The following is a 20,247-nucleotide window of genomic DNA, read 5'->3' as shown; positions in this document are numbered from 1 at the left end:
TCAGCGTCCCTTGAGGTAGCGGCCCGACTGCTTGTCGAGCAGCTCGAGGCCCAGGCGGGCCTCGCGGCACTCGGGCAGCAGCTGGAGGGCGCGCTCGAAGCTCTCGCGGGCGCGATCAAAGAAGCGCGTGCTGAGGTACTGGTGGCCGCGCGCCACCAGCTCCATCGACTGATGGCGGGGGCTGGGGGAGAGCCGGGAGGCCTTGGCGAACAAGTCGAGCGCCTTGGCGTAGTCCGCGGACTCCAGCGCCAGCAGGCCCAGTTTGTAGAGCTGGAGCGCCGCGGCCGCGGGCAGGGGCCCGGTGCGCGGGGGCGGCGTCACGGGCAGGCCGCGAGACGCAGGCGCGGGAGCAGTCCCAGGGCGCGGGGGCGAGGTGACGGGCACGCCGTGCACGGGGGTGAAGGCGGGGCGCGGCGGAGCGCTCGCGGCTTCCGGGGGCAGCGTCACCGGGCCCAGGGGCGTGCGGGGAATGGCCACCGGGCCCAGGGGCGTGCGGGGAATGGGCGGGGGCACCACCGGGCCCGGGGGCGTACGGGGAATGGGGGGCGGGGGCAGCGAGCGGGCGCGGGCCAGGCGCTCGGCCCACTCGCGGCGCTTGTCCGGTTGGGAGAGCACCTCGAAGGCCTTCTTCGCGCCGAGGAAGAGCTCCAGGGCCTGGGCCTTCTCCTCCGGGGACTTCATCCGCAGCCGGTCCGGGTGCGAGCGCGCGGCGATGGCGAGGAAGGCCTTGCGGATGGCGGGCAGCTCCTCGGTGCCCTGCAGCCCGAGCACCTCGAAGGGATTCCTGTCTGGAGAGGAGGGGTCCTGGGCCATGGGAGCACGCGCTCAGGGCGAGGTGGCGGAGGGCGGGCGCAGGGTGGCCTCGGCCTTGCGGCCGGTGGCGGGCTCGCGCGCGGTGACCTGGAGGATGCCGTCCGCGTCGATGGTGAAGTCCACCGCCACGTGCACCGCGCCGGCCGGCGCCGGGGTGAGTCCCGCCAGCTGCAGCTCTCCGAGGTAGCGGTTGCCGTCCACGGTGGGCGCCTCGCCCTGGTACACCTCGATGTCGACGTGCGTCTGGCCGTCGAAGGTGGTGGCGAACACCTTCGTCTCACGCGCGGGGATGGTGGTGTTGCGGGGGATGAGGACGCTGAAGCGGCCGCCCTCGGTGCGGATGCCCAGGCTGCGCGAGAGCACGTCGAGCAGCAGCACCCTGGGCAGCTCGGGCGAGCTGCCGGCGACGATATCCGCCTCGAGCGCGGCGCCCACGGCCACGGCCTCGTCGGGGTTGACGGAGCGCTCGCCGGGGTGGCCGAGGTACTGCTCGGCGCGGGCGCGCACCGCGGGCATGCGCGTCATGCCGCCCACGAGCACGACGCGGTGGATGTCCGCCCCCGAGAGGCCCGCGTCCTGGAGGGCCTGCTCGCACGGGGCGCGCAGCCGCTCCAGCTCCTTGGCCACCAGGTTCTCCAGCAGCGCCCGCGAGAAGGAGGGGATGGACAGGTGCAGGGGCCCGTTGGGCAGCGAGGCGAGGTAGGCCAGCTCGATGGAGGTGGAGTCCACCTGGGAGAGGGCGTGCTTGGCGGTCTCGGCGGCCTCCTTGAGGCGCCAGAGGGCCTCGGGGTTGCCGGTGAGGTCCGTGCCCGTCTGCTTGAGGAAGACGCGGCGCAGGGCGTCCACCACCCGCTCGTCGAAGTTGTCGCCGCCCAGGTGGTTGTCGCCGCAGGTGGCGAGCACCTGCACCACCTCGTCCTCCACGTGCAGCAGGGAGATGTCGAAGGTGCCGCCGCCCAGGTCGAAGACGGCGATGTTCTCCGCGCGCGACTCGTCGAAGCGGCAGGCGAGCATGGCGGCGGTGGGCTCGTTGAGGAGCCGGTGCACGGTGAGGCCGGCGCGCTGGCCGGCGGCCTTCGTCTCCTGGCGCTGCACCTCGTCGAAGTAGGCGGGCACGGTGATGACGGCGCCGTCCACGCTCTGGCCCAGCTGGGCCTCGGCGCTCTCCTTGAGGTAGCGCAGCACGTGGCTGGAGATCTCGGCGGGCGTCATCACCTGGCCGTGCACGCGCACGGCGGCGTTGCCGGAGGGGTCGGCCACCACCTCATAGGGCAGCAGCCGCATGATTTCGCGCACCGCGGGGTCGGAGAAGCGCCGGCCGATGAGGCGCTTGACGCCGAAGACGGTGTCGCGCGGGTGGAGCACGGCCTGGCGGCGCGCGGCGCTGCCCACCGTCACCTTGCCCGAGACGTCGAAGCCGACGACGGAGGGGGTGGTGCGCTCGCCCTCGCGGTTGGGCAGCACGCGCGCATGGCCGGTGGCCGCGTCGACCACGGCCATGCAGCTATTCGTCGTGCCCAGGTCGATTCCGAGAACGATACCCATGCGACTCCGCGTCCCTCCTGGCGTGCCTCAGGCCGCCAGGAGTCCTACCTCGGTGAAGAGCAGCGCCACCCGGCGCAAGGCTACTTCATCCTCTGGACGCTTGAGTTCCGCAAGTGCGGCGGAGAGGGTACCACCCGGCTTGTTGAGCAGTGAGGCGGTGCGCAGCTCGGTGGCCGAGAGCGCCAGGTCACTGGCGGCCACGGGGGCGTCCAGGTTGCGGAAGAGGGGCTTGTGGCGCAGGGACTCCTGCTCGCGCATGAGGCGCTCGAGCGGGTAGTGCACGCGCAGGCCCTCGTTGAGCAGGGCCAGGCCGCCCAGCCGCTCCTCGGAGCCGTCGGTGATGGGGGCCTCGTGCTCGAAGAAGGCGTAGCGGCCGGCCGTCCAGCCGAGCAGGCTCAGGGCCACGGTGCGCCGGTGCTCGCGCGACCACTCGGCCAGCTCCGAGGGGGAGAGGACGCGGGCGGCCAGCAGCGCGTCCAGCAGCCGTCCGGAGAAGGGGCGCGTGTTCTCCACCGCGCGCTGCCATTGCTCCTGGCTCAGCTTGCCGGTGTTGAGCAGGAAGGGGCCGAAGCGGTCCGCGGCGAGGCTCGAGCGCACGGCGATGATTTGACCCGCCTTGAGGAAGAGCTCCTTGTGGGTGCGGTTGTGCTCGAAGTGGAGCCGGCCGGTGGCGCGCGAGAGCATCAGCCGGGCCATGATGCGCACGGGAGGCACGCGGGCCAGGTCCCCGGCGAAGCGCGGGGGGCGGGCGGTGGCGCGCCGGGCCTCGAGCTGCTCGCGGGCCGAGGCCGCCGCGGCGCTCAGGCGGGGAAAGGCCGAGGGCGGCAGGAAGGGCCCGCCGGACTGGGACACCTGGGCCTCGGGCGACAGCTTCCCGGAGGCGAAGAGCAGCTGCACGTCCTCCTCGCCCAGCTTCATGAGGAAGAGGCCGCCACCGGGCTCGCGCACGGTGTAGGTGGGGGCCACGGCCTGGGGGGCGGGCGGCTCCTGGGCGAGCAGCCCGTCGGGGATGGGAGGCTGCACGGGCGGGGTGCGCACCTCGGGCTCGTAGTACGAGGCCATGAGCGCGGCGAGGTCGCGCTGGGACACGCGCAGGCCGGCGGCCAGGAGGAACTCGTCGAGCGCGTCGAGCACCTCGGCGGCCGACTGGAAGCGCTCGTCCGGGTTGGCGACGACGCAGCGGTTGACGACGGTGCACAGCGGCTCGGGCAGGAAGGGGGCGGCATCCTGCAGCCGCAGCGGTTTGGCCCTCAGCGCCACCGTCTGCTTGAGGATGTCCATCATCGTGCCCGCCTTGAAGGCGTGCTTGCGCGCCAGCAGCTCGTACAGGGTGATGCCGAGCGCGAAGATGTCGCCGCGCCCGTCCGCCTTCTTCCGGGTGAGCTGCTCCGGGGGGATGTAGCCCGGCTTGCCGCGCACGTTGTTGCCGTTGTCGTCGCTGCCCACCAGCGCCACGCCGAAGTCCAGCAGCTTCACCTCTCCCTCGAAGGAGAGGATGATGTTGGTGGGGTTGACGTCGCGGTGCACCAGGTGGAGCGGCTCGCCCAGCGCCGAGCGGGCCCGGTGCGCGTAGTCCAATCCCTTGAGCACCTCCATGGCGATGTAGCAGGCGATGTGCACGGGGACGCCCTGTCCCTTCGCCGACACGCGCCGCATCATGTCGTGCAGGTCGCGCCCATGGATGAACTCCATGGCGATGAAGTACTCGCCGCGGTGCTCTCCGAAGTCGAAAATCTGCGCGATGTTCATGTGCTGGAGGAGCGCCGACAGCCGCGCCTCCTCGATGAACATCTTCACCGCCGCTTCCTGCTGGGTGGCCTCGGGCAGCACGCGCTTGACGACGACGGGCTTGGCGAAGCCGTTGGCGCCCAGGGCGATGCCCCGGTAGATGTCCGCCATGCCGCCGCGGCCCAGGTGGCTGAGCAGCACGTAGCGGCCGAAGCGGGCCGGCAGTGAGTCCCCGGACGGCTTGCTCATTTCTTACCGGGCCCGCCGGGGGGATGCGCGTCGACGAGCATCTCGTTGAACATGTCCTCGCTGATGACGAGGGTGCCGGAGCGCTCGGCGGCAGGAGGCGGCCGGGGCGGCACGGCGATGGGGAGGGGCGCGGGGGTCAGCGCGGGCCCCGAGGGCGCCACGCGCGTGCTCGCCTTGGGCATGGGGGGGGCCTTGGCCGCCGAGGAGGGAGACGCCACCGGCACGGGCGGCGCGAAGGGCACGGGCGGAGGCAGCGACGGCGGCGGCGGCTCCAGCTCGTCGAGCGGGCCGAGGATGACATCCACGCTGGGCACCTTGCGCGCGGGTGTGACGGGAGGCACGGAGGCCGGAGTCACGGGAGGCGGGTCGGCCGGGGTGCTCGGGCCCAGCGTCTCCAGCAGGCTGTTGGCGATCTGCATGGTGCTGCTGCCGAACATCGTCTCCGGCGGCTTCTGGGCCGGCCGGACGGGCGGCGTCACCGCGGCGGGTGGCGGGGGCGGAGGCGGGGCCACCCGGGGCGTGGTGACCGGGACGACGCTGATGGGCGCCGGCAGGGGCTTGGGCGCGGTGGGCGAGGACGGGGCGGAGTCGGACTTGTCGCCCGTGAGCAGGACGATCATCCGGCGCAGATCCTCGATGGTCTGCTCCTTGGCCTCGAGCGTCTGCTCCTTCGTGGCGAGCTGCTTCTCGAGCTCGGCCGTGCGATTGGCGAGCCTGTCCCGCTCGGCGCGCAGCTTCGGGAGGACCTCGTTCCCGGCGCGCAGCCGCTTCAGCTCCTCCTGCTGCGCGGGCGAGGGGCCCGTGGCCTGGCCCTGGCCACCCTGGGCGCGCACCTGCTCGCGCAGGGTGTGGAGCTCGTGGAGCCACATGCGCTTCTCTTCGCGGGCGATGGCCTCCAGCTCGCGCCGCTCCTCGTCGTGGCGCGCGAGCCCGTTCTGGAACTGCTCGCCCAACGTCCCGAGCGCGGAGCTGAGCTCCCGGAGGCCGCGGCTGGCGCGCTCCAGGCGCTTGACGTGCTGGCCCTGCTCGTCGATGCGCTCGAGCAGCTGGGGCAGCACGGACTGCTGGGCCTCGCGGGCGCCCGTCTTGCGCAGCTCGTCGCGCTGCGACTCCAGACGGCCGAGCTCCTGGCTCGCCTGGCGCAGCAGGGGGACGACCCACTCGGCGATGCCCTCGGCCTGACGCCCCAGCTCGATGCAGCCCTGTCGCGCCGCCTGAAGGTCCGCCGAGGAGCCCGTCAGGGGCTCCATGCTGGTTGCGTTCCTCATCGCGCTTCCTCCACTCCCTCCTCGATGCGTGCCGTCGCCGGACCCCGCGCGTGGGGCATTGTACCCCAGCGACCCGTGCCGGGCTTCATGGGGTTGCGGGCTCGGCCGTCAGAGCACCAGCCTGCTGGATTGCTGTCATTTCCCCTGCAAATGCGACGGAGGCCCACCAGGCGGGCGAGCCGGCGCCGTCCCGGTCCGCGAGCCCGGGGGCAGGTCGGGCCGCAGCGGCAGGGGAGGCAGGGAAGCGAGGTCCTCCAGCGTGAGCTGCGCCAGGCTCATGCTCGCCTCCGGCAGCCGCTCGATGTCCTCGGCGTACCAGGGCGTGTCGATGATGCCGGGGACCGCCGCCGGAGCCGCCGCGGGGGCGGTGGGCACCGGAGCGGGGGGAGGGGGCACGGGCTCCCCGTCCAGGCCCCCCGTCTCGATGTCCGTCTGCGAGAGCTCCACCGTGAAGGTGACGGGCGGGGAGGCGGGCTCGGGGCGCGGCTTGGGGGTGGAGAGCTCCACCATGGGCCGGCGCCGGGGACGCGCGATGGGCCCATCGGCAATGGGGGGCGCGGAGGGCGTCCTCGGCTGCTCCACGGGCCGCGCGCTCACCTGCAGGGCGGCTCCACAACCCGCGCACCGGATGACCTGGACGCCCGGACCCACGAGCGGCACCACCGTCCCACAACGTGGGCACTGGGGGCGGGGCATCGTGGGAGTGGAGGTGGCCTCTGCGGTCATGCGCTCGTCGGGCTTCGAGGAACGCCGCCGTGGCATCCACGCGTACGGGGTTCGGCGTTACGACAGCCAACCATCATTTCGCAAGCGGATGGCCCGGTCAATGTACGCACCCGCCGGGGGACGGGACATGGGCGGTGTGCAGGCGAGGGGACACTTGGACCGGGAGTGAAGCCGAATAACCTTTGGACCCGGGCCCATTGGGGGGGAGACTTCCGGCATTCGCCTGCTTCTCCCGTCCCGGACGGCCGAGGTGCCCGCATGTCGTACGCGAAGCTGCTGGCTCAAATTCCCATGTTCGAGCACCTCGGGAACGAGGATCTGGAGAACCTGTCGAGGTTGCTCCAGCAGCGGCGTTACAGCAAGGGCGAGGTCATCTTCCACCAGGGGGACGTGGGCACGGCGCTCTTCATCGTGCGCCAGGGCGAGGTGGCCATCCGCCTGAGCTCCTCGGAGGGCAAGGAGGTCATCCTCGCGCTGCTGGCCCGGGGCGATGCCTTCGGCGAGCTGGCGCTGCTGGATGGGGAGCCGCGCTCGACGGACGCGGTGGCGCGCGACGAGACGCACCTGCTGAGCCTGCACCAGGAGGACTTCCGGCGCTTCCTCGGCGAGCGCCCGCAGGTGGCCATGGGCCTCCTGGCGGTGCTCAGCCGCATGGTGCGGCGGGTGACGCAGCTGGTGCACGACTCGGCCTTCCTGGATGCGCGCGCGCGGCTGGCGCGGGTGCTGCTGGACCTGGCCCGCACGCAGGGACAGCCCGCGGCCGAGGGCGGAGGTGTCGTCATCCGCAAGCTCACCCAGGCGGAGCTGGCCAACCTCTGCGGGGTGACGCGCGAGAGCGCCAACAAGTGGCTGAGCTTCTACAAGCGCGAGGGCCTGCTCTCGTCCGAGGGCGGGCAGATCACCCTCCTGGACCTCGAGCGCCTGCGCCGCGACGTGGACTGACGGGAGCTCCCGCAGACGACGGTGGGGAGGAGTCCGCGCCCCCCAGCGCGGTCTCGACTCCCGGAAAACATGGGTGGAGGCCGAGCCCCCCAGCTCGGCCCCCGCGCCCTTGGAACCTGGGACGACGACTCCCGGACCCGGTGGTGAAGCGCCACACCCCCCAGCGTGGCCCTTCCGTGCCGTGCGCGGTGGGCGACCATCCCCCCTCAGGACATGGCCAGCGACCACCTCGCACCGACGGCACTTCGCACGCACATGGGTGCGTTCGGGTCCAACAGGAAATTCCGTCCCTGATCCCAAGAGCAGTCATAGCCCCAGGAGCCCCTCGGAGGATGTGAAGGGACTCACGTGGAGCGTGTGAAGCCGTTCACAGACACCGGGGGCGGTTCCGTGGCAGGGGCCTCCGGGAGGGCGGCGCGCGATCAGCCGGGGCGCTCCTCCACGTGAGGCCGCAGGGATACACCAGAAGCGGAAGCCATTTCCACTCTAGGTGAGAAAAAGGGGTACTCGCTCCTCCAAGAGATTCCGCTGCTGGACAGCTTATCTGGGATTCCGGGGATGAGGCCGGAACGCCGGGGCCCCGGACGAGCGAGTCCGGCGTGCGGGTGACGGTGACGCCCTCGGCGGCGGCGACCCGGATGACCGCGGACGCGGCCTGCGGGTATCACCACCGGGGCCGCGTGGCGACCTACGCCGCCTTGCTCTGTTCGCGAGAGGCGGTGCGGGCCCGCACGGTGCGGCGCCGGCCCTTGCGCAACACCTCCAGACGCACCTCGGGCTCGGTGGCGAGCGCCAGCAGTCGCTGCACGTCGTCCACGCTGGTGACGGGCCGCTCGTCGATGCCGAGCAACAGGTCCTCCGCCTCGAGTCCCGCGTCGGCCGCGGGCGTGCCCTCGCCCACCTTCATGATGCGCACCGCGCGCGGCTGGCCCGCCTCCTGGGCCCGCTGCGCCGGGAGGTTGACGGCCGTGGCGGCGATGCCGAGGAAGCGCCGCTCCACCTTGCCGCGCTGGATGAGCAGGCTGGCCACCCAGGCCGCCGTGGTGGCGCTCACCGCGAAGCCGATGCCCTGCGCGTACGGCAGCACCAGCGTGTTGATGCCCACCACCTGCCCGTGCATGTTGAGCAGCGGCCCGCCCGAGTTGCCCGGGTTGATGGCCGCGTCCGTCTGCAACAGGCCCTCGAGAATCACCCCGTCCGGCAGCGGCAGCGTGCGGTTGATGGCGCTCACCACGCCCATCGACACCGACTGCTCCAGCCGGAAGGGATTGCCAATGGCCATCACCAACTGCCCCACGCGCACGTCATGCGGATCCGCCAGCGGCAGCGTGGGGAACGTCGTGGGCCCCTCGGCGCGCACCACCGCCAGGTCCGTGGGCTGGTCCGCGCCCACCAGCTCGCCGCGCACCTCGCTCCCATCGTGCAGCTCGAGCGTGAGCCGGCCCCGGCTGCGCACCACGTGCCGGTTGGTCAGCACGTAACCGTCCGGCGTGAGGAAGAGGCCCGTGCCATGGCCTCGCGCGTGCTGCACCGCCACCACCGCGGGCGCCGCCTTGGAGACGAGCGACTCGAGCTCGTCGGAGAACTGTTGCAGAATCAAGACCGCCTCCCAATGGTGATGGGCACCTCGCGCACCTCGCCCGCGCGCAGCACCTTCGCCTGCACCTGCGTCCCCACCTTCTCGTCGCCGAGGTAGCCCAGCAGCTCCTCGATGCTGTGCAGCGGCTGGCCCCCGAGGCTCACCAGCACGTCGCCAATCATCAGCCCGGCCTTGTCCGCGGGGCCCTCGGGCTCGATGGTGAGGAAGATGAGGCCCGCCTCGCTGCCCGCGCGCGCGTGGAGGCTCTGCGGCAGGCGCACCGGATGCGCTCCCACGCCGAGGTAGCCCCGGCGGATGCCCCCGTGCTGCCGCAACGCCTGCGTCACCCGGCCGAGCGTCTCCCCGGGAATGACGACGGCGGCGGTGCGCGACAGGGCCGCCGTGAGCAGGCCGAGGAACCGGCCCTGCGCGTCCACGAGCGCCCCGCCGGAGAAGCCGGGCGGCAGGTCCGCGTCCGTCTCGAGATAGCGGTCGATGCGGCCTCCGGCGAAGGTGCGCCAGCTCTCGCCGAACGCGCTGACGATGCCGAGCGTGGCGCGCGCGGTGCGTCCGGGCCGGCCGATGGCGAGCACGAGGTGGCCCACCGCGAGGCCCTCGAGGGGCGCGGGCGCCAGCGGCGTGAGGCCGGGCAGGTCCGCCTTGAGCAGCGCGAGGTCCGTGGACGGGTCCCTCCCGATGAGCTCGGCCGAGGCGGTGCGGCCATCGGCGAGGCCCACCGTGATGGAGCCCTCGTGCTCGATGGCGTGGTGCGTGGTGACGATGTGGCCCTCGGCATCCCAGACGATGCCAGTGGCACCGTGACGGCGGCGGGCCTCGACCCGGACGATGCTCGGGGCGATGCGCTCGACGATGGAGGCGAGGGACTGGGAGAAGGCGGCGAGATCGGCGGACATGGAGCGTTTCCTTTCGCTCCAAAAACTAAAGGGCCCGCTCGCGCCGCACATCGGCGAGATGGATGGCTCGCGACCTGCCCGAATGGGGAGGGGGCCTCCCCATCCGGGTCAGAGCGTCACGAGCCCCAGGCGCGCGGCCCGCACCACCGCCTCCGTCCGCCGCTGCACGCCCAGCTTGGCCAGCACCGCGTTCACGTGGAACTTCGCGGTGTGCTCGCTGATGTCGAGCCGCTCGGCGATGGCCTTGTTGGACAGGCCCTCGGCGAGCAGTGCGAGCACCTCGCGCTCACGGGGCGTCAGGCCCTCGGGCGCTGCGGTGGACGATGAGGCGCGCGCGGGGGTGCGCAGGGCGGAGAGGGCCGGGTCGAACACGCTCAGGCCTCGCGCCACGGCCCGGAGCGCGGCGAGCAGGGTCGCGGGCGCCACGTCCCGGAAGAGCAGTCCCCGCGCGCCCGCCGAGAGCGCGCCCTCTCCCGCGGACTCATCGGGCACGAGCGCGAGCACGGGAGCACCGAGGTCCGGTGCATCCATCCGCCCACCGGGCTCGGCCGGGTGCAGGCCCACGTCCCACAGCACGGCGTCGGGAGCCGCGTCGGAGCGCGAGGACTCCACCTCCGCGAGCGTGCCGGACGCGATGACGACGAGGCCGCCCCCCTGCTCCGAGAGGGCTCGGGAGAGCGCACCCCGGGCGAGCGGGTCCTCGGCGACCAGGGCGAGACGGACGGGTGAGGCGTCGGAGTCCAGCACAGCGCCTATGCCTAACCGGCCCGTGCGCGCTTCGCTCGGCTACGCGTGTCGCGCGAGCCTGCCGCGCCGCATCAGACGTCGGGCATCCCACACGGCCACGGCCAGCATCCCCAGCGCGGCGAGGTCCGTCGGGTCCACGGTGTTGCTCGCCGGACGCCGCAGCAGGGCGGAGAGCGCGGCCTCGTACAGCGCATCGGCCGGGGCGGAGGTCTTGATGGCGGTGAAGAGCACGCCGAAGCCCAACGCGGCCCACGCCACCCGGCGCACCGGGACACGGGCCATGGGACTCGGCCGCGCGAACATCCACAGCTCCGCGACGAGCAGCGGCGCGAAGTAGAGGCCCGCGAAGTCGGACAGCTTCCCGGTGAGCCACCCCGGCAACAGCCCCGCTCCCTTGAGCACGTGGTCGTTGAGCGCCACCAGCACCATGGCGGCTACTGGCAACGCTCGCGTGAAGAGCGCGGGACGCGGGTCCGGCGTCTCAGGGGCCGCTGCCGCCATCCGTGCCTTCCTGCTCCGCTCGCGGATGCCAGCGGTTCACGCGGGTGGCCTTGACCTCGACGCGGCAGTTGCACCGGAACTGCATGGTGCCCAGGGCGAAGGAGAGCTCCGCGTCCATCGGCCCATCCGGCGCGTACAGCGTGAGGTAGGCCGTCCCGGGCTCGGGCAGGAGCGGCGGTTGGCCCTTGTCCTTGTCGAAGAACTCCTCATGCGGAGCGAAGAGCACGAAGGCCACCGTGCCGAGCCCTTCCAGTTGCTCGCCCACGACATACGAAGCACTGGGCGCGAGCGTGGTGAGCGCCTCGGCTGGCGGCGGGGTGGGGGAGATGATTCCCACGAGCCGGCCGGCGCGCGACAGCGTGCGGACGTACGAGGTGGATGCGAAGGGCGGGCCCCCGCTGCCCATCACGGAGAGCTCCAAGGTCTCGGCTCCTCCGGCGGGGAGCTGCACGGGGTGGGTGGAGTAGGGACCGTCGGGACGGGCGAGCGTGGTGGCCAGCATCACCGAGCAACCCGCGGCGAGCAGCAGGATACGGATGAGAGGACGCATTCGCGCGGACGTTACCGTGTGCCTCCTCGGCCGTCGCGCCTGTCCGTGCAACCCGGGGTCCTCGCTACCCTCACCCCGTTTCTTTCCCGGAGGGCGAGGGGTGATGGGTCACATCACCGCCACGGGCACCCGGCGCCGGCCGAAGTCTCCCGGCTCCGCATCGAAGTGGCCCGGTACCTTCGCTCCGCAGTCCGGACACGCGCCCTCCTTCGTGAGCCGGTACTCCAGGATGGCGTGCCAGTCCCTCACGATGAGCGCCTTGCCACAGTCCGGGCACGGCGTCGTCTCCCCCGTGGGGTCGTGCGTGTTGCCCGTGTACACGTACCGCAGCCCCGCCTTGCGCGCGAGGTCCCTCGCCCTTCGCAGCGTGGCCGGTGGCGTCGGCGGAAGGTCCCGCAGCTTGTAGTCCGGATGGAACGCCGTGAAGTGCAGCGGCACGTCCGGCCCCAGGTGCTTCAGCAGCCACTCGCTCATCGCTCCCACTTCCTCATCCGAGTCGTTCTTCCCCGGAATCAGCAGCGTCGTTATCTCCAGCCACACCTTCGTCTCATGGTGGAGGTACTCGAGCGTCTCCAGCACGGGCTTCAGGTGCGCCGCCGTGAGCTGGAAGTAGAAGTCCTCGGTGAAGGCCTTCAGGTCCACGTTCGCCGCGTCCATCTTCGCGTAGAAGTCGCGGCGCGGCTCGGCATGCATGTAGCCCGCCGTCACCGCCACTGTCTGGATGCCTCGCGCATGGCACGCGTCCGCCACGTCCATCGCGTACTCGGCGAAGATGACCGGATCGTTGTACGTGAAGGCCACGCTCCGGCACCCGTACGCCTCCGCCGCCCGCGCAATCGCCTCGGGCGTGGCCTCGTCGGTGAGCCGATCCATCTCGCGCGACTTGGAGATGTCCCAGTTCTGGCAGAAGCGGCACGCCAGGTTGCACCCCGCCGTCCCGAACGACAGCACGCTGCTGCCCGGATGGAAGTGCACCAGCGGCTTCTTCTCGATGGGGTCCACGCAGAACCCCGACGAGCGCCCATACGTCCCGAGCACCATCCGGTCCCCCGTGCGCTGCCGCACGAAGCACATGCCCCGCTGGCCCTCGTGCAGCTTGCAGTCGCGAGGACACAGGTCGCACTGGATGCGCCCGTCCTCCAGCGCGTGCCACCAGCGCGCGGGGTATTCGCTCTCTTGCATGACTCCCTCCCCGTGGGGCGGGTGCATCCCCGCCCTCCCACAGAAGAGGGAACACGTGGGGAAGCGGGCAGCCGTCCCGCTCCCGCTGCCTTCCCCGAGGCCGGGCCCCCGGGCGGCCAGGTGTCCTCCCCCGGCCGCCCCGGTCCTCGAGCCCCCGAGCGGCCTACTGCTGCACCGTCGGGCCCTGCTCCCAGATGCGGTTGCGCAGGGCGGTCTCGATGAAGGCCAGGTGCCGCTGCTCGTCCTCGAAGTTGCGCTGGATGATGACGCGGGCCTCGTCGCTCCAGTCCTCGTCCAGCGCCATGCGGTAGGTGCGGTTGGTGAGCGTCTCGTTGCCCCGCATCGCCTGCAGCGCGGCCTCGTTGCCCATCATCGCCGTCACCGCCGTGAAGCCCTTGAGGATGAAGCCCTTGGCATCCGGCTTCGTGCGCGGCGTGCCGCCCAGCCGCGTCACCACCCCGGACAGGTCCCGGATGTGCCGCTCATGGTCCTGCTGGAAGCCCCGCAGGCTCATGCGCAGCGACTCCACGTCGATGCGGTTGATGGCCGCCTCGTAGGCCCCCACCGCGTCGTAGTCGAGCGCGATGAGATCATTGAGCCGCTCGATCATCCGGTTGAAATCGATCGCCGCCATTCCGTCCACCTCCCGTGATTGCGCGGAATTCCCGCGCCGCCGAAAGCTGGGGCGGGCACCCGGGGGTCTCAACCCGCCCGGGCGGACAGCTCCCCACGTCCTGGGACGAAGGGCCGCCCGGTAGGCGGGGAGCCACGAATCACTCCCGGTGAACGGCTGCCCTCCTCGGGGGACAGTGGCCGCACACGGTTTCTCCGCACTCCCGGTATTTTCCGCATTGGGGTGGAAACTTTCGGACGGACCTCGCGATAATCCCCCCTGTCCCCCGGCCTGCCCGTGGTCCGCGCAGCCGGGGCGCATCTCGAGGAACACCACCATGAGGATCGACCGCCCGGGCACTCCCCCCGCCCGCCCCCAGACCGAGTCCAAGCCGGCCATCGCGCCCGCGCCGAAGAACACGGTCCGCTCGCCGGCCACCTCGTCGCCCGGGGCTCCGGCGCGCTCGGCGGATGCCTTCGAGACCACCACCCGCGCCACCGCGAAGGCCGTCACGCCGGGCCGCAGCAACGCGGCCAAGAACCTCCCCGCCGAGATTCCCACCGGCACCCGGGACTACTACCGCAAGCGCTACGACGACTTCGTGCGCCGCAACCCGGGGATGACCCCGCCCTCGTACTACCTGGACTACGGCCAGAAGTACTGCGACCGCTTCTCCAGCCTCGGACCCAAGGACCTGAGCCCCGTCGGCCTCGAGTGGCGCGACCGCACCCTCAAGGCCCTCCAGGAGTCCATCGAGACCAGGCGCATGGAGGATCCGGTGGGCTTCGCCCAGCTCGAGCGCGACCCCGAGGCCTTCAAGAAGTTCGCCTACGACTCGCACCCGGACGCCTACGTGCAGTCGGGCCTCTACAAGCTGCCGGTGCAGGACCTGATGAAGATCGGCACCACGCCGGACCTCAAGGACCTGTTCACCAAGGACGGCCTGCGGCAGGTGGCCGTCGCCCTGGCGAAGATGCGGCCCTCGGACATTCCGAACATGGCCAAGGAGTCGCTCAAGGACCTCTGGAACGATCTCAAGCCGAAGTTCCCGCCGCTCATCAAGATGCCCCACCTCTCGCTTCCCTGGTAGCGGGCGGGCTGGCATGTTCGCCCCCGCATTCGACATCCGAGGTTGACGCGTGCCGGAGAAAGACTGGGAGAGGCTGGGAGAGCTGTCCGAGGGGTTGAAGGTCGGAGCGGTGGCCGCGAGCCGTGAGGGCTTCGGGCTCATCGGCGCGCTGTCCGAGCCGCCCGCCGGGGCCCTCCTGGAGAAGATGAAGGCGCGCCGGGCCCAGGTGTACCGCGCCGCCGCCGGCTCCGTGACGAAGGTCTGGGAAGGCCCGGGGTGGATTCAGGCCCTGGACTGCAACGGGGCGGTGGGCGTGGCCATCGGCGCCTCGCTCAAGCCGTCGGGCTCGGGCTCGGACTACCACCTGCTGGTGTCCACGGACGGCGGCCGCGAGTGGCAGCCGCGAGGACCCGTGGGCGCGCCGAGCCTCGGCCAGGTGCTGGCCGTGAACGACCAGGAGGTCTGGGTGCTCGGCGCCTGGTTCCTCGGGCGCACCGCGGACGGGGGCGCCACGTGGATGGAGCTGGAGCTCGAGGGCGAGCGCAACCCGCACACCGAGCGGCTGCGGCGCGTGGAGGGCGGCGTGGCCCTGCTGGGCCAGGGGCTCTCCGTGAGCCGCGACGGGGGCGCCACGTGGAGCCAGGTGGACGTGGGGGCCTCGCGCGTGGTGGACGTGGACGGGGCCTTCGTGGCCGCCGTGGTGCAGGGCCAGGCCCGGGTGGGCGAGCGTCAGGGCACCGAGGTGCGCTGGCTCGAGCCGCTGCCCGCGGGCCGTGAGCCGCTGCGCCTCGTGGCCTCCGACGGCGTGCTGCGCCTGCTCACCCGCGGCGCGGATCCCTCCAAGGGCCCCGAGCCGGTGCTCCACGTGAGCGAGGACGGCGGGCGCTCGTGGTCGCATCACTCGCTGCCGCTCGGGCCCCACGTGGACCTCGCCGGCCGTGAGTGGGGCCTGGGCGTGGACATCCGCGGCGGCATGTACGGCCGCATGGGGTAGTGGGACTCCCCCCTCCCGCGTGGGGAGAGGGGAGCCGCCCTCCCGAGCTACGGGAGGGGAAGGGGTTGGAGACTACAGCTGCACCTGCTCGCGCTCCGGGCGGGTGATGTAGCCGTGGCCCGCGTCGACGAGCTTCTTCAGCAGCCGATCCATGCCGTTGGAGCGCGAGAAGGCCATCTCGTTCTTCGTCACGCCCACCAGCGTGAGCAGCTCCACCCGGCCCGACTCGAGCTGGAAGTGGGTGGGGCGCGAGGGATCGGTCACGAAGATGAAGCCGTTGAGCTTCGTCTCCCCGCCCGTCAGCGTGCCCTCCACCGGGTAGCGGTGCCCCATGGCGAAGGCGCGCATGCACACCAGGTTGTACGCCATCATGTCCAGCAGCCGGAGCACCGGCCACTGCGCCTCCTCGGGCGTGTGGATGACCATCTCGTAGCCCAGGCCGCTGGGCTTGTTGGCGTCGACCTCCTCCCCCGGGGCGAGGGTAATCGGGTTGGACAGTCCGCTCGTCACGTATGTCCAGTAGGGGTACTCGGGGCTCGGCGGCGCCACGCGCACGCCCATGCCCGCCCAGTTCGGATCCAACTCCTTCACCTCGGCCAGGTCGCTCTCGAGCCAGGCCTCCAACGCACCGGTCTGCTCCAGCGTGTAGACCTCTTCGCTGATGGCCCCGAACAGCTTGGGGTACTCCACCTCGTCACGATCCGCCCAGCAGTCCTCGTACCACTGGCAGAAGGCCTCATCCGTCTCAGGCGCTTTCATAGCGGGGAGACTCTACGAGTTGTTTCCCCGCGATTCACTTTCCATCGCATGGAACTGTCCGCTCCCAGGGTGGGCAACCGCCTTCCCACTCCATGGCGCGCCGTTCCACACCCCCGAGCAGGCAGGCGAGCATCCCTGTCGCACGTTGTACCCACGAAGCGGCATGCGGTGGACGAAGTGGGTGGTCCGGCGCCCGGTATGGGTCGTGAAGGGGGAACGGAGCGACGAGCAGCCAGGGCGCTCGGGTCCACAGATGGAGGAGCGACATGCAGAGGGGATGGAAGGCGGCGGCCATGGCCGCGGTGCTGGGGGTGGCGGGTGCTGCGGGAGCCCACGAGTTCACCTGTGAAAAGCGCGTGCAGGTGAAGGGCGAGGGCCAGGGCAAGCCGGGCGAGGGGCCCAAGGTGACGAAGTTCCCCGCCACGCTGCGCTTCACCTACCGGCTGCGCAATGTCCACCCCTCGGCCAGGTCGGTGGCCAACGTGGTGGAGGACCCGCTGCTGGGGCGCTACGGCTTTGGCAACCCGTTCCCCGCGCCGATGGCGGTGGAGGTGGGGGGGACGCGGGATGCGAGCTTCGAGCTGAAGCTGAATTCGGTGGAGGAGTGCCAGGCGCTGGCGGCCAGTGATGGGAAGTCGGATGACAGCTTCGACAGCGCGCTCCAGGTGAAGTGGGACCTGGGCGAGACGCAGTGCGCCGCGCGCGTCACCTGCTGCACGCCCTTCGACGACTGCGAGATGGCGTGTCCGCCGGACGACCCGTACTGCGTGGAGACGCCGAGCGACGGGGCCCGGAGCGCCTCGCGCAACGCGGGCTTCTTCAAGGTGCACGAGGGGGCGCTGGAGCAGTGCCTGGCGCTGGGGCGGATCGACCTGGGCGTGGCGCGGGTGGACGGGCTGGAGCAGGCGCTGGGGCTGTTGTGGGCGAGCCCCGGCCTGGACCGCGATGGAGGGGTGAGGAGCGAGGAGGAGGCGCGGCGTTTCGAGCTCGCGCGCGAGGCGCTGGTGACCACGTGCAACGAGCGCCTCTTCGGGGCGAGCGCGAAGCGGGGCCGGACGCTCGACGAGGCGCTGCGCTCGCTGCGAGGCAACGCGGGAGGCGAGGGCCTGGAGCGGCTGACGGCGGAGCTGCGGCGGCACAACGAGGCGGGGGCGCGTGGGGCGCTGCCCGGGGGCTTCGACGCGGGGCGGGCCACGCCGGCGCACGCCTCGAGCATCGCCGCGGACCCGACGGAGCCGGGCCACGAGTAGCGCCGTTTCCTTCACACACCTTCCAGGAGAACACACGCCATGAAGAAGCTGATGCTGTCGGTGTTGGGAGCGGCCGCGCTGGTGATGGGGGGCTGCGGTGGGGAGTCGCGGATGCGCGAGGTGCCGGGTCCCCGCCCTGACTTCCCCGAGGAGGTGCAGGGCCAACGCTTCGAGCTGCGCCTGAAGGGGGTGAACAACCCGGGCTACGCGTCGGCGCTGGTGCAGGTGCGGCGCGTCTCCGTCACCACGGTGGACGGACAGAGCCTGCCGGTGCGCCTCAAGTCGCGCTTCGCGATGGACCTCACGCAGACGGAGCAGGCGTACCTGCTCGGGCTCTTCGTGGTGCCCGAGGGCGTGGACCGGGTGAAGGTGGAGGTGGAGTTCGACGACTTCGGCGGCTACGAGGGGGCCTCGGGCGACGGAGTCATCGACACGCGGGTGGCGCCGCTGCGCTTCGAGTCGCCCGTGGCGTACCTCGCCGAGCGCGGCCACGCGGTGGTGCACCTGGACCTGGGGCAGTCGTTGCAGGCCCAGGGCGAGGGCCGGCTGCTGCTGCCGAGCCTGGACGTGCGCTACTAACCGGTGGCGCGGCCCTGGAGGGGCCAGGGCTTGAGGCCGGCGAGTTGCTCGGCCTGCTCGATGGCGGGACGCAGGTGGGCGTGCTCGCGGCGCAGGAAGTCGCGCACCGCCTTGTCGAGCGTCGGGTCGAAGAGCAGGTGCGCGCTGTGCACCGCCGTGGGCTCGAAGCCGCGGGAGACCTTGTGCTCGCCGCCCGCGCCGGGCTCGAACACCTTGCGCCCCGCCTGGATGCACTCGTCCACCGAGTGGTACAGGCACACGTGGAAGTGCAGGAAGGGGTGCTCCTCGAAGCACCCCCAGTAGCGGCCGTAGAGGCGCTCGGGCGTGGCGAGGTTGAAGGCCCCGGCGATGACCTTGCCCTCGCGCTCGGCCTGGACGAGCTCCACCATCTCCGGCAGCGAGCGGAAGGCGCGCACGAAGAAGTCCTCGGTGAGCTGCACCTGGCCCCAGGGCCCGCGGCCCTCGCAGGTGGCCTCGTAGAAGCGGAAGGCGCGCCTGGCGTGCTCGACGCCGAGCTCCTGGCCGCGCACGGTGCGGAGGGTGATGCCCTGGTTGGCGGCGGCCCCGCGCTCGCGCTTGATTTGCGAGCGGCGCTTGGAGTCGAAGCGGGCCAGGTAGTCGTCGTAGGCGCGATAGCCCGGGTTCTTCCAGTGGAACTGCAGGGTGATGCGGCGCGCCAGCCCCTGCTCCTCGAGGAGATCCGCCTCGTCCTCGCGGGGGTAGAGGAAGTGCACGGAGGAGCAGCCGCTCTCGCGGGCGCTCTCGACGGCGGCCTGGATGAGCGCGAGCCGGAGGGCGGCGACGTCCTCACCGGGGGCGATGAGGAAGCGGGGGCTGGTGGCGGGGGAGAGCGGGGCGCCGACGACGAGCTTGGGGTAGTACTCGATGCCGAGGCGCTCGGCGGCACCGGCCCAGGCGAAGTCGTAGATGTACTCGCCCATGCTGTGGTGCTTGCGGTAGGCGGGCGAGGCGGCGACGAGCTGTTTGCCGCGCCAGAGGGTCAGGTGCTGGGGCTCCCAGCCCGTCTCCAGGCGGGCGCTGCCACTCTCCTCCATGGCGGACAGCCACGCATGGCGGCTGAAGGGAGGGGCATCGGGTCCGACGAGGGCGTCCCAGTCGGAGGCGGGAACGTCGGTGATGGACTCGAGGATACGGAGGCGGAGGTGGGCGGCCACGGGAAAGCTTCTTAACGCGGCTCCTGGAACCTTGCCGCTCAACCCACCGGGAGCGGGGGGCCGGGCGGGCGGACCCCCGAGGGACTACTCCTCGCCCACATACCGCGACCAGACTTCCACGGTCCTCCCGAGGTGGTCGAACTGGCAGTGCCCCGCGTCGGGGACGACCTTCTCGTCGACGGGGAAGCCGAGCCGGCTGTAGTAGACGATGCTGCTCCGGATGTCGGCGAGGTAATCGTCCCGGTCGCCGTAGGTGAAGAAGAGCTTCGTGGGTCCGCGCAGCTCGGGGTTGGTGCCGTCCCACTCGAGGCGGCCGGTCCAGGGCATCTCCCCGCCGCAGCCGAGGGCGAAGGCCCCGGGGTAGCGGTCCCCGTACCTGGGGAGGAAGGTCGATGTGAGGAGGACCGAGCCTCCGGAGGAGCCTCCGTAGAGGATGGGCCCGTTGTCGAGGTTCCAGCCGGAGCGCAGCGCCTCGATGATGCGCGCGAGCACCCCGGCGTTCACGCCCTCGCCATCCCGATCCCGCTCATCGTCGTTGCAGCGCGTCACCGTGGGTTTGAGCCACCACCCGCAGCGGTTGGGCGCGCGCGCCGAGACGTAGAGCGTGCGGTGGCTGGCGGTCCACGGAGCCTGGATGCGCGGGGCGTTGTCGCCATCGTGGGCGAGGGCACCATCCGCGTGCAGGTAGATGGCCAGCCGTAGCGGCTCGCCCGGAGCGGTGCCCTGGGGCTCGATGATTTTCAGCTCGGCCCCGGCGACCTGCGCGACACAGTAGGCATAGGCGCGCTCGCCGGAGCTCACGCGGCCCCGGCGCTGGCACGGCAGTCCACCCGCGCCATGGGAGCTGCCCGCACTCCGCCCGGACTCGTCGCGTGGCGGCTCCGCGGTCGCGGGGGCCGGGCTCCCGTGCGCATCGCCCGGCGCGGCGGGAGGCGGGACGGGCTTCAGCGAACAAGCGGGGCCGCCCAGCAGGAGGAGGAGGGCGGCCCAGAGGACACGGCGCATGAGGCTCCCGGAGGAGGAGGGGAGGGGCACGGGTATACCGCCGCGCGCCCTTCCACCCA

General features: G+C 71.8%; 20 protein-coding genes. 5 read left to right on the top strand and 15 right to left on the bottom strand.

From position 1 onward, the window contains the following. From ACJ8AN_RS35655 to ACJ8AN_RS35635, 5 genes are all read right to left on the bottom strand, one after another. A complete protein-coding gene (locus tag ACJ8AN_RS35655; RefSeq protein WP_407760040.1) occupies positions 1-813 on the bottom strand; it encodes a DnaJ domain-containing protein in 813 nt (270 codons plus the stop codon). Between the two features lie 12 nt (positions 814-825). Beyond that, positions 826-2,358: an Hsp70 family protein gene (locus tag ACJ8AN_RS35650; RefSeq protein WP_407760039.1), complete on the bottom strand. Its 1,533-nt coding sequence runs from the start codon at positions 2,356-2,358 to the stop codon at positions 826-828. A 27-nt stretch (positions 2,359-2,385) separates the two neighbouring features. Continuing rightward, the gene (locus ACJ8AN_RS35645; RefSeq protein WP_407760038.1) at positions 2,386-4,335 is read right to left on the bottom strand and encodes a protein kinase domain-containing protein; all 1,950 of its coding nucleotides are present in this window, start codon (positions 4,333-4,335) and stop codon (positions 2,386-2,388) included. Continuing rightward, on the bottom strand, positions 4,332-5,603 hold the full coding sequence (locus ACJ8AN_RS35640) for a hypothetical protein (protein ID WP_407760037.1): 1,272 nt from the start codon (positions 5,601-5,603) through the stop codon (positions 4,332-4,334). The genes ACJ8AN_RS35645 and ACJ8AN_RS35640 overlap by 4 nt, the downstream gene beginning before the upstream one ends. Before the next feature lie 135 nt (positions 5,604-5,738). Then, positions 5,739-6,254 (bottom strand): hypothetical protein, encoded by a 516-nt coding sequence (locus ACJ8AN_RS35635; RefSeq protein WP_407760036.1) that lies wholly within the window; start codon positions 6,252-6,254, stop codon positions 5,739-5,741. A 333-nt stretch (positions 6,255-6,587) separates the two neighbouring features. Here ACJ8AN_RS35635 and ACJ8AN_RS35630 point away from each other — a divergent pair, with 333 nt between their 5' ends. Next, positions 6,588-7,271 carry a Crp/Fnr family transcriptional regulator gene (locus tag ACJ8AN_RS35630; protein WP_407760035.1) on the top strand — a complete coding sequence of 228 codons (684 nt, stop codon included), beginning with the start codon at positions 6,588-6,590 and terminating at the stop codon, positions 7,269-7,271. A 688-nt stretch (positions 7,272-7,959) separates the two neighbouring features. Here the strand turns inward: ACJ8AN_RS35630 and ACJ8AN_RS35625 are convergent. The 7 genes from ACJ8AN_RS35625 to ACJ8AN_RS35595 all read right to left on the bottom strand — a co-directional run bounded on the left by ACJ8AN_RS35625 (position 7,960) and on the right by ACJ8AN_RS35595 (position 13,378). After that, the gene (locus ACJ8AN_RS35625; protein WP_407760034.1) at positions 7,960-8,871 is read right to left on the bottom strand and encodes a S1C family serine protease; all 912 of its coding nucleotides are present in this window, start codon (positions 8,869-8,871) and stop codon (positions 7,960-7,962) included. Beyond that, a complete protein-coding gene (locus ACJ8AN_RS35620; RefSeq protein WP_407760033.1) occupies positions 8,868-9,764 on the bottom strand; it encodes a S1C family serine protease in 897 nt (298 codons plus the stop codon). The genes ACJ8AN_RS35625 and ACJ8AN_RS35620 overlap by 4 nt, the downstream gene beginning before the upstream one ends. A gap of 108 nt (positions 9,765-9,872) precedes the next feature. After that, entirely contained in the window at positions 9,873-10,511 is a 639-nt protein-coding gene (locus ACJ8AN_RS35615) for a LuxR C-terminal-related transcriptional regulator (protein WP_407760032.1), read from the bottom strand. 39 nt (positions 10,512-10,550) lie between these two features. Beyond that, the gene (locus ACJ8AN_RS35610; protein ID WP_407760031.1) at positions 10,551-11,012 is read right to left on the bottom strand and encodes a hypothetical protein; all 462 of its coding nucleotides are present in this window, start codon (positions 11,010-11,012) and stop codon (positions 10,551-10,553) included. Continuing rightward, positions 10,993-11,562: a hypothetical protein gene (locus ACJ8AN_RS35605; RefSeq protein ID WP_407760030.1), complete on the bottom strand. Its 570-nt coding sequence runs from the start codon at positions 11,560-11,562 to the stop codon at positions 10,993-10,995. Before ACJ8AN_RS35605 ends, ACJ8AN_RS35610 begins: the two co-directional genes overlap by 20 nt. 108 nt (positions 11,563-11,670) lie before the next feature. Then, the gene (amrS, locus tag ACJ8AN_RS35600) at positions 11,671-12,744 is read right to left on the bottom strand and encodes an AmmeMemoRadiSam system radical SAM enzyme (RefSeq protein WP_407760029.1); all 1,074 of its coding nucleotides are present in this window, start codon (positions 12,742-12,744) and stop codon (positions 11,671-11,673) included. Between the two features lie 163 nt (positions 12,745-12,907). Further along, positions 12,908-13,378, bottom strand: coding sequence for a DUF2383 domain-containing protein (locus tag ACJ8AN_RS35595; RefSeq protein WP_407760028.1), 471 nt, complete (start codon positions 13,376-13,378; stop codon positions 12,908-12,910). Positions 13,379-13,694: 316 nt separating this feature from the next. On the opposite strand from ACJ8AN_RS35595, the gene ACJ8AN_RS35590 reads away from it, so the two are divergent. Both ACJ8AN_RS35590 and ACJ8AN_RS35585 read left to right on the top strand, forming a co-directional pair. After that, complete coding sequence (locus tag ACJ8AN_RS35590) at positions 13,695-14,447, top strand: hypothetical protein (protein ID WP_407760027.1); 753 nt, start codon at positions 13,695-13,697, stop codon at positions 14,445-14,447. Between the two features lie 49 nt (positions 14,448-14,496). After that, a complete protein-coding gene (locus ACJ8AN_RS35585; RefSeq protein ID WP_407760026.1) occupies positions 14,497-15,420 on the top strand; it encodes a WD40/YVTN/BNR-like repeat-containing protein in 924 nt (307 codons plus the stop codon). Between the two features lie 72 nt (positions 15,421-15,492). On the opposite strand, the gene ACJ8AN_RS35580 is transcribed toward ACJ8AN_RS35585, so the two are convergent. Beyond that, positions 15,493-16,179: a suppressor of fused domain protein gene (locus ACJ8AN_RS35580; RefSeq protein ID WP_407760025.1), complete on the bottom strand. Its 687-nt coding sequence runs from the start codon at positions 16,177-16,179 to the stop codon at positions 15,493-15,495. A 266-nt stretch (positions 16,180-16,445) separates the two neighbouring features. On the opposite strand from ACJ8AN_RS35580, the gene ACJ8AN_RS35575 reads away from it, so the two are divergent. Together ACJ8AN_RS35575 and ACJ8AN_RS35570 are read left to right on the top strand one after the other, a co-directional pair. Next, on the top strand, positions 16,446-17,429 hold the full coding sequence (locus ACJ8AN_RS35575; protein WP_407760024.1) for a hypothetical protein: 984 nt from the start codon (positions 16,446-16,448) through the stop codon (positions 17,427-17,429). Between the two features lie 39 nt (positions 17,430-17,468). Next, positions 17,469-18,008, top strand: a complete 540-nt coding sequence (locus ACJ8AN_RS35570; protein WP_407760023.1) for a hypothetical protein — start codon at positions 17,469-17,471, stop codon at positions 18,006-18,008. Here the strand turns inward: ACJ8AN_RS35570 and ACJ8AN_RS35565 are convergent. Together ACJ8AN_RS35565 and ACJ8AN_RS35560 are read right to left on the bottom strand one after the other, a co-directional pair. Then, positions 18,005-19,183, bottom strand: coding sequence for a GNAT family N-acetyltransferase (locus ACJ8AN_RS35565; protein WP_407760022.1), 1,179 nt, complete (start codon positions 19,181-19,183; stop codon positions 18,005-18,007). The genes ACJ8AN_RS35570 and ACJ8AN_RS35565 overlap by 4 nt on opposite strands. Positions 19,184-19,267: 84 nt before the next feature. Beyond that, a complete protein-coding gene (locus ACJ8AN_RS35560) occupies positions 19,268-20,188 on the bottom strand; it encodes an alpha/beta hydrolase (protein ID WP_407760021.1) in 921 nt (306 codons plus the stop codon). Positions 20,189-20,247: the final 59 nt, after the last annotated feature.

This window comes from Archangium sp., from assembly GCF_045802675.1.
GTDB lineage: Bacteria > Myxococcota > Myxococcia > Myxococcales > Myxococcaceae > Archangium.
The sequence above is the reverse complement of the archived record's forward strand: the minus strand, read 5'-3'. Positions and strand labels throughout refer to the sequence as shown.

Excerpts from the sequence above, each read along its gene's own strand:
- ACJ8AN_RS35655 (WP_407760040.1), bottom strand. The coding sequence starts at position 813 with ATGGCCCAGGACCCCTCCTCTCCAGACAGGAATCCCTTCGAGGTGCTC.
- ACJ8AN_RS35650 (WP_407760039.1), bottom strand. The coding sequence starts at position 2,358 with ATGGGTATCGTTCTCGGAATCGACCTGGGCACGACGAATAGCTGCATG.
- ACJ8AN_RS35645 (WP_407760038.1), bottom strand. The coding sequence starts at position 4,335 with ATGAGCAAGCCGTCCGGGGACTCACTGCCGGCCCGCTTCGGCCGCTAC.
- ACJ8AN_RS35640 (WP_407760037.1), bottom strand. The coding sequence starts at position 5,603 with ATGAGGAACGCAACCAGCATGGAGCCCCTGACGGGCTCCTCGGCGGAC.
- ACJ8AN_RS35630 (WP_407760035.1), top strand. The coding sequence starts at position 6,588 with ATGTCGTACGCGAAGCTGCTGGCTCAAATTCCCATGTTCGAGCACCTC.
- ACJ8AN_RS35620 (WP_407760033.1), bottom strand. The coding sequence starts at position 9,764 with ATGTCCGCCGATCTCGCCGCCTTCTCCCAGTCCCTCGCCTCCATCGTC.
- ACJ8AN_RS35610 (WP_407760031.1), bottom strand. The coding sequence starts at position 11,012 with ATGGCGGCAGCGGCCCCTGAGACGCCGGACCCGCGTCCCGCGCTCTTC.
- ACJ8AN_RS35605 (WP_407760030.1), bottom strand. The coding sequence starts at position 11,562 with ATGCGTCCTCTCATCCGTATCCTGCTGCTCGCCGCGGGTTGCTCGGTG.
- amrS (WP_407760029.1), bottom strand. The coding sequence starts at position 12,744 with ATGCAAGAGAGCGAATACCCCGCGCGCTGGTGGCACGCGCTGGAGGAC.
- ACJ8AN_RS35595 (WP_407760028.1), bottom strand. The coding sequence starts at position 13,378 with ATGGCGGCGATCGATTTCAACCGGATGATCGAGCGGCTCAATGATCTC.
- ACJ8AN_RS35590 (WP_407760027.1), top strand. The coding sequence starts at position 13,695 with ATGAGGATCGACCGCCCGGGCACTCCCCCCGCCCGCCCCCAGACCGAG.
- ACJ8AN_RS35580 (WP_407760025.1), bottom strand. The coding sequence starts at position 16,179 with ATGAAAGCGCCTGAGACGGATGAGGCCTTCTGCCAGTGGTACGAGGAC.
- ACJ8AN_RS35575 (WP_407760024.1), top strand. The coding sequence starts at position 16,446 with ATGCAGAGGGGATGGAAGGCGGCGGCCATGGCCGCGGTGCTGGGGGTG.
- ACJ8AN_RS35570 (WP_407760023.1), top strand. The coding sequence starts at position 17,469 with ATGAAGAAGCTGATGCTGTCGGTGTTGGGAGCGGCCGCGCTGGTGATG.
- ACJ8AN_RS35560 (WP_407760021.1), bottom strand. The coding sequence starts at position 20,188 with ATGCGCCGTGTCCTCTGGGCCGCCCTCCTCCTCCTGCTGGGCGGCCCC.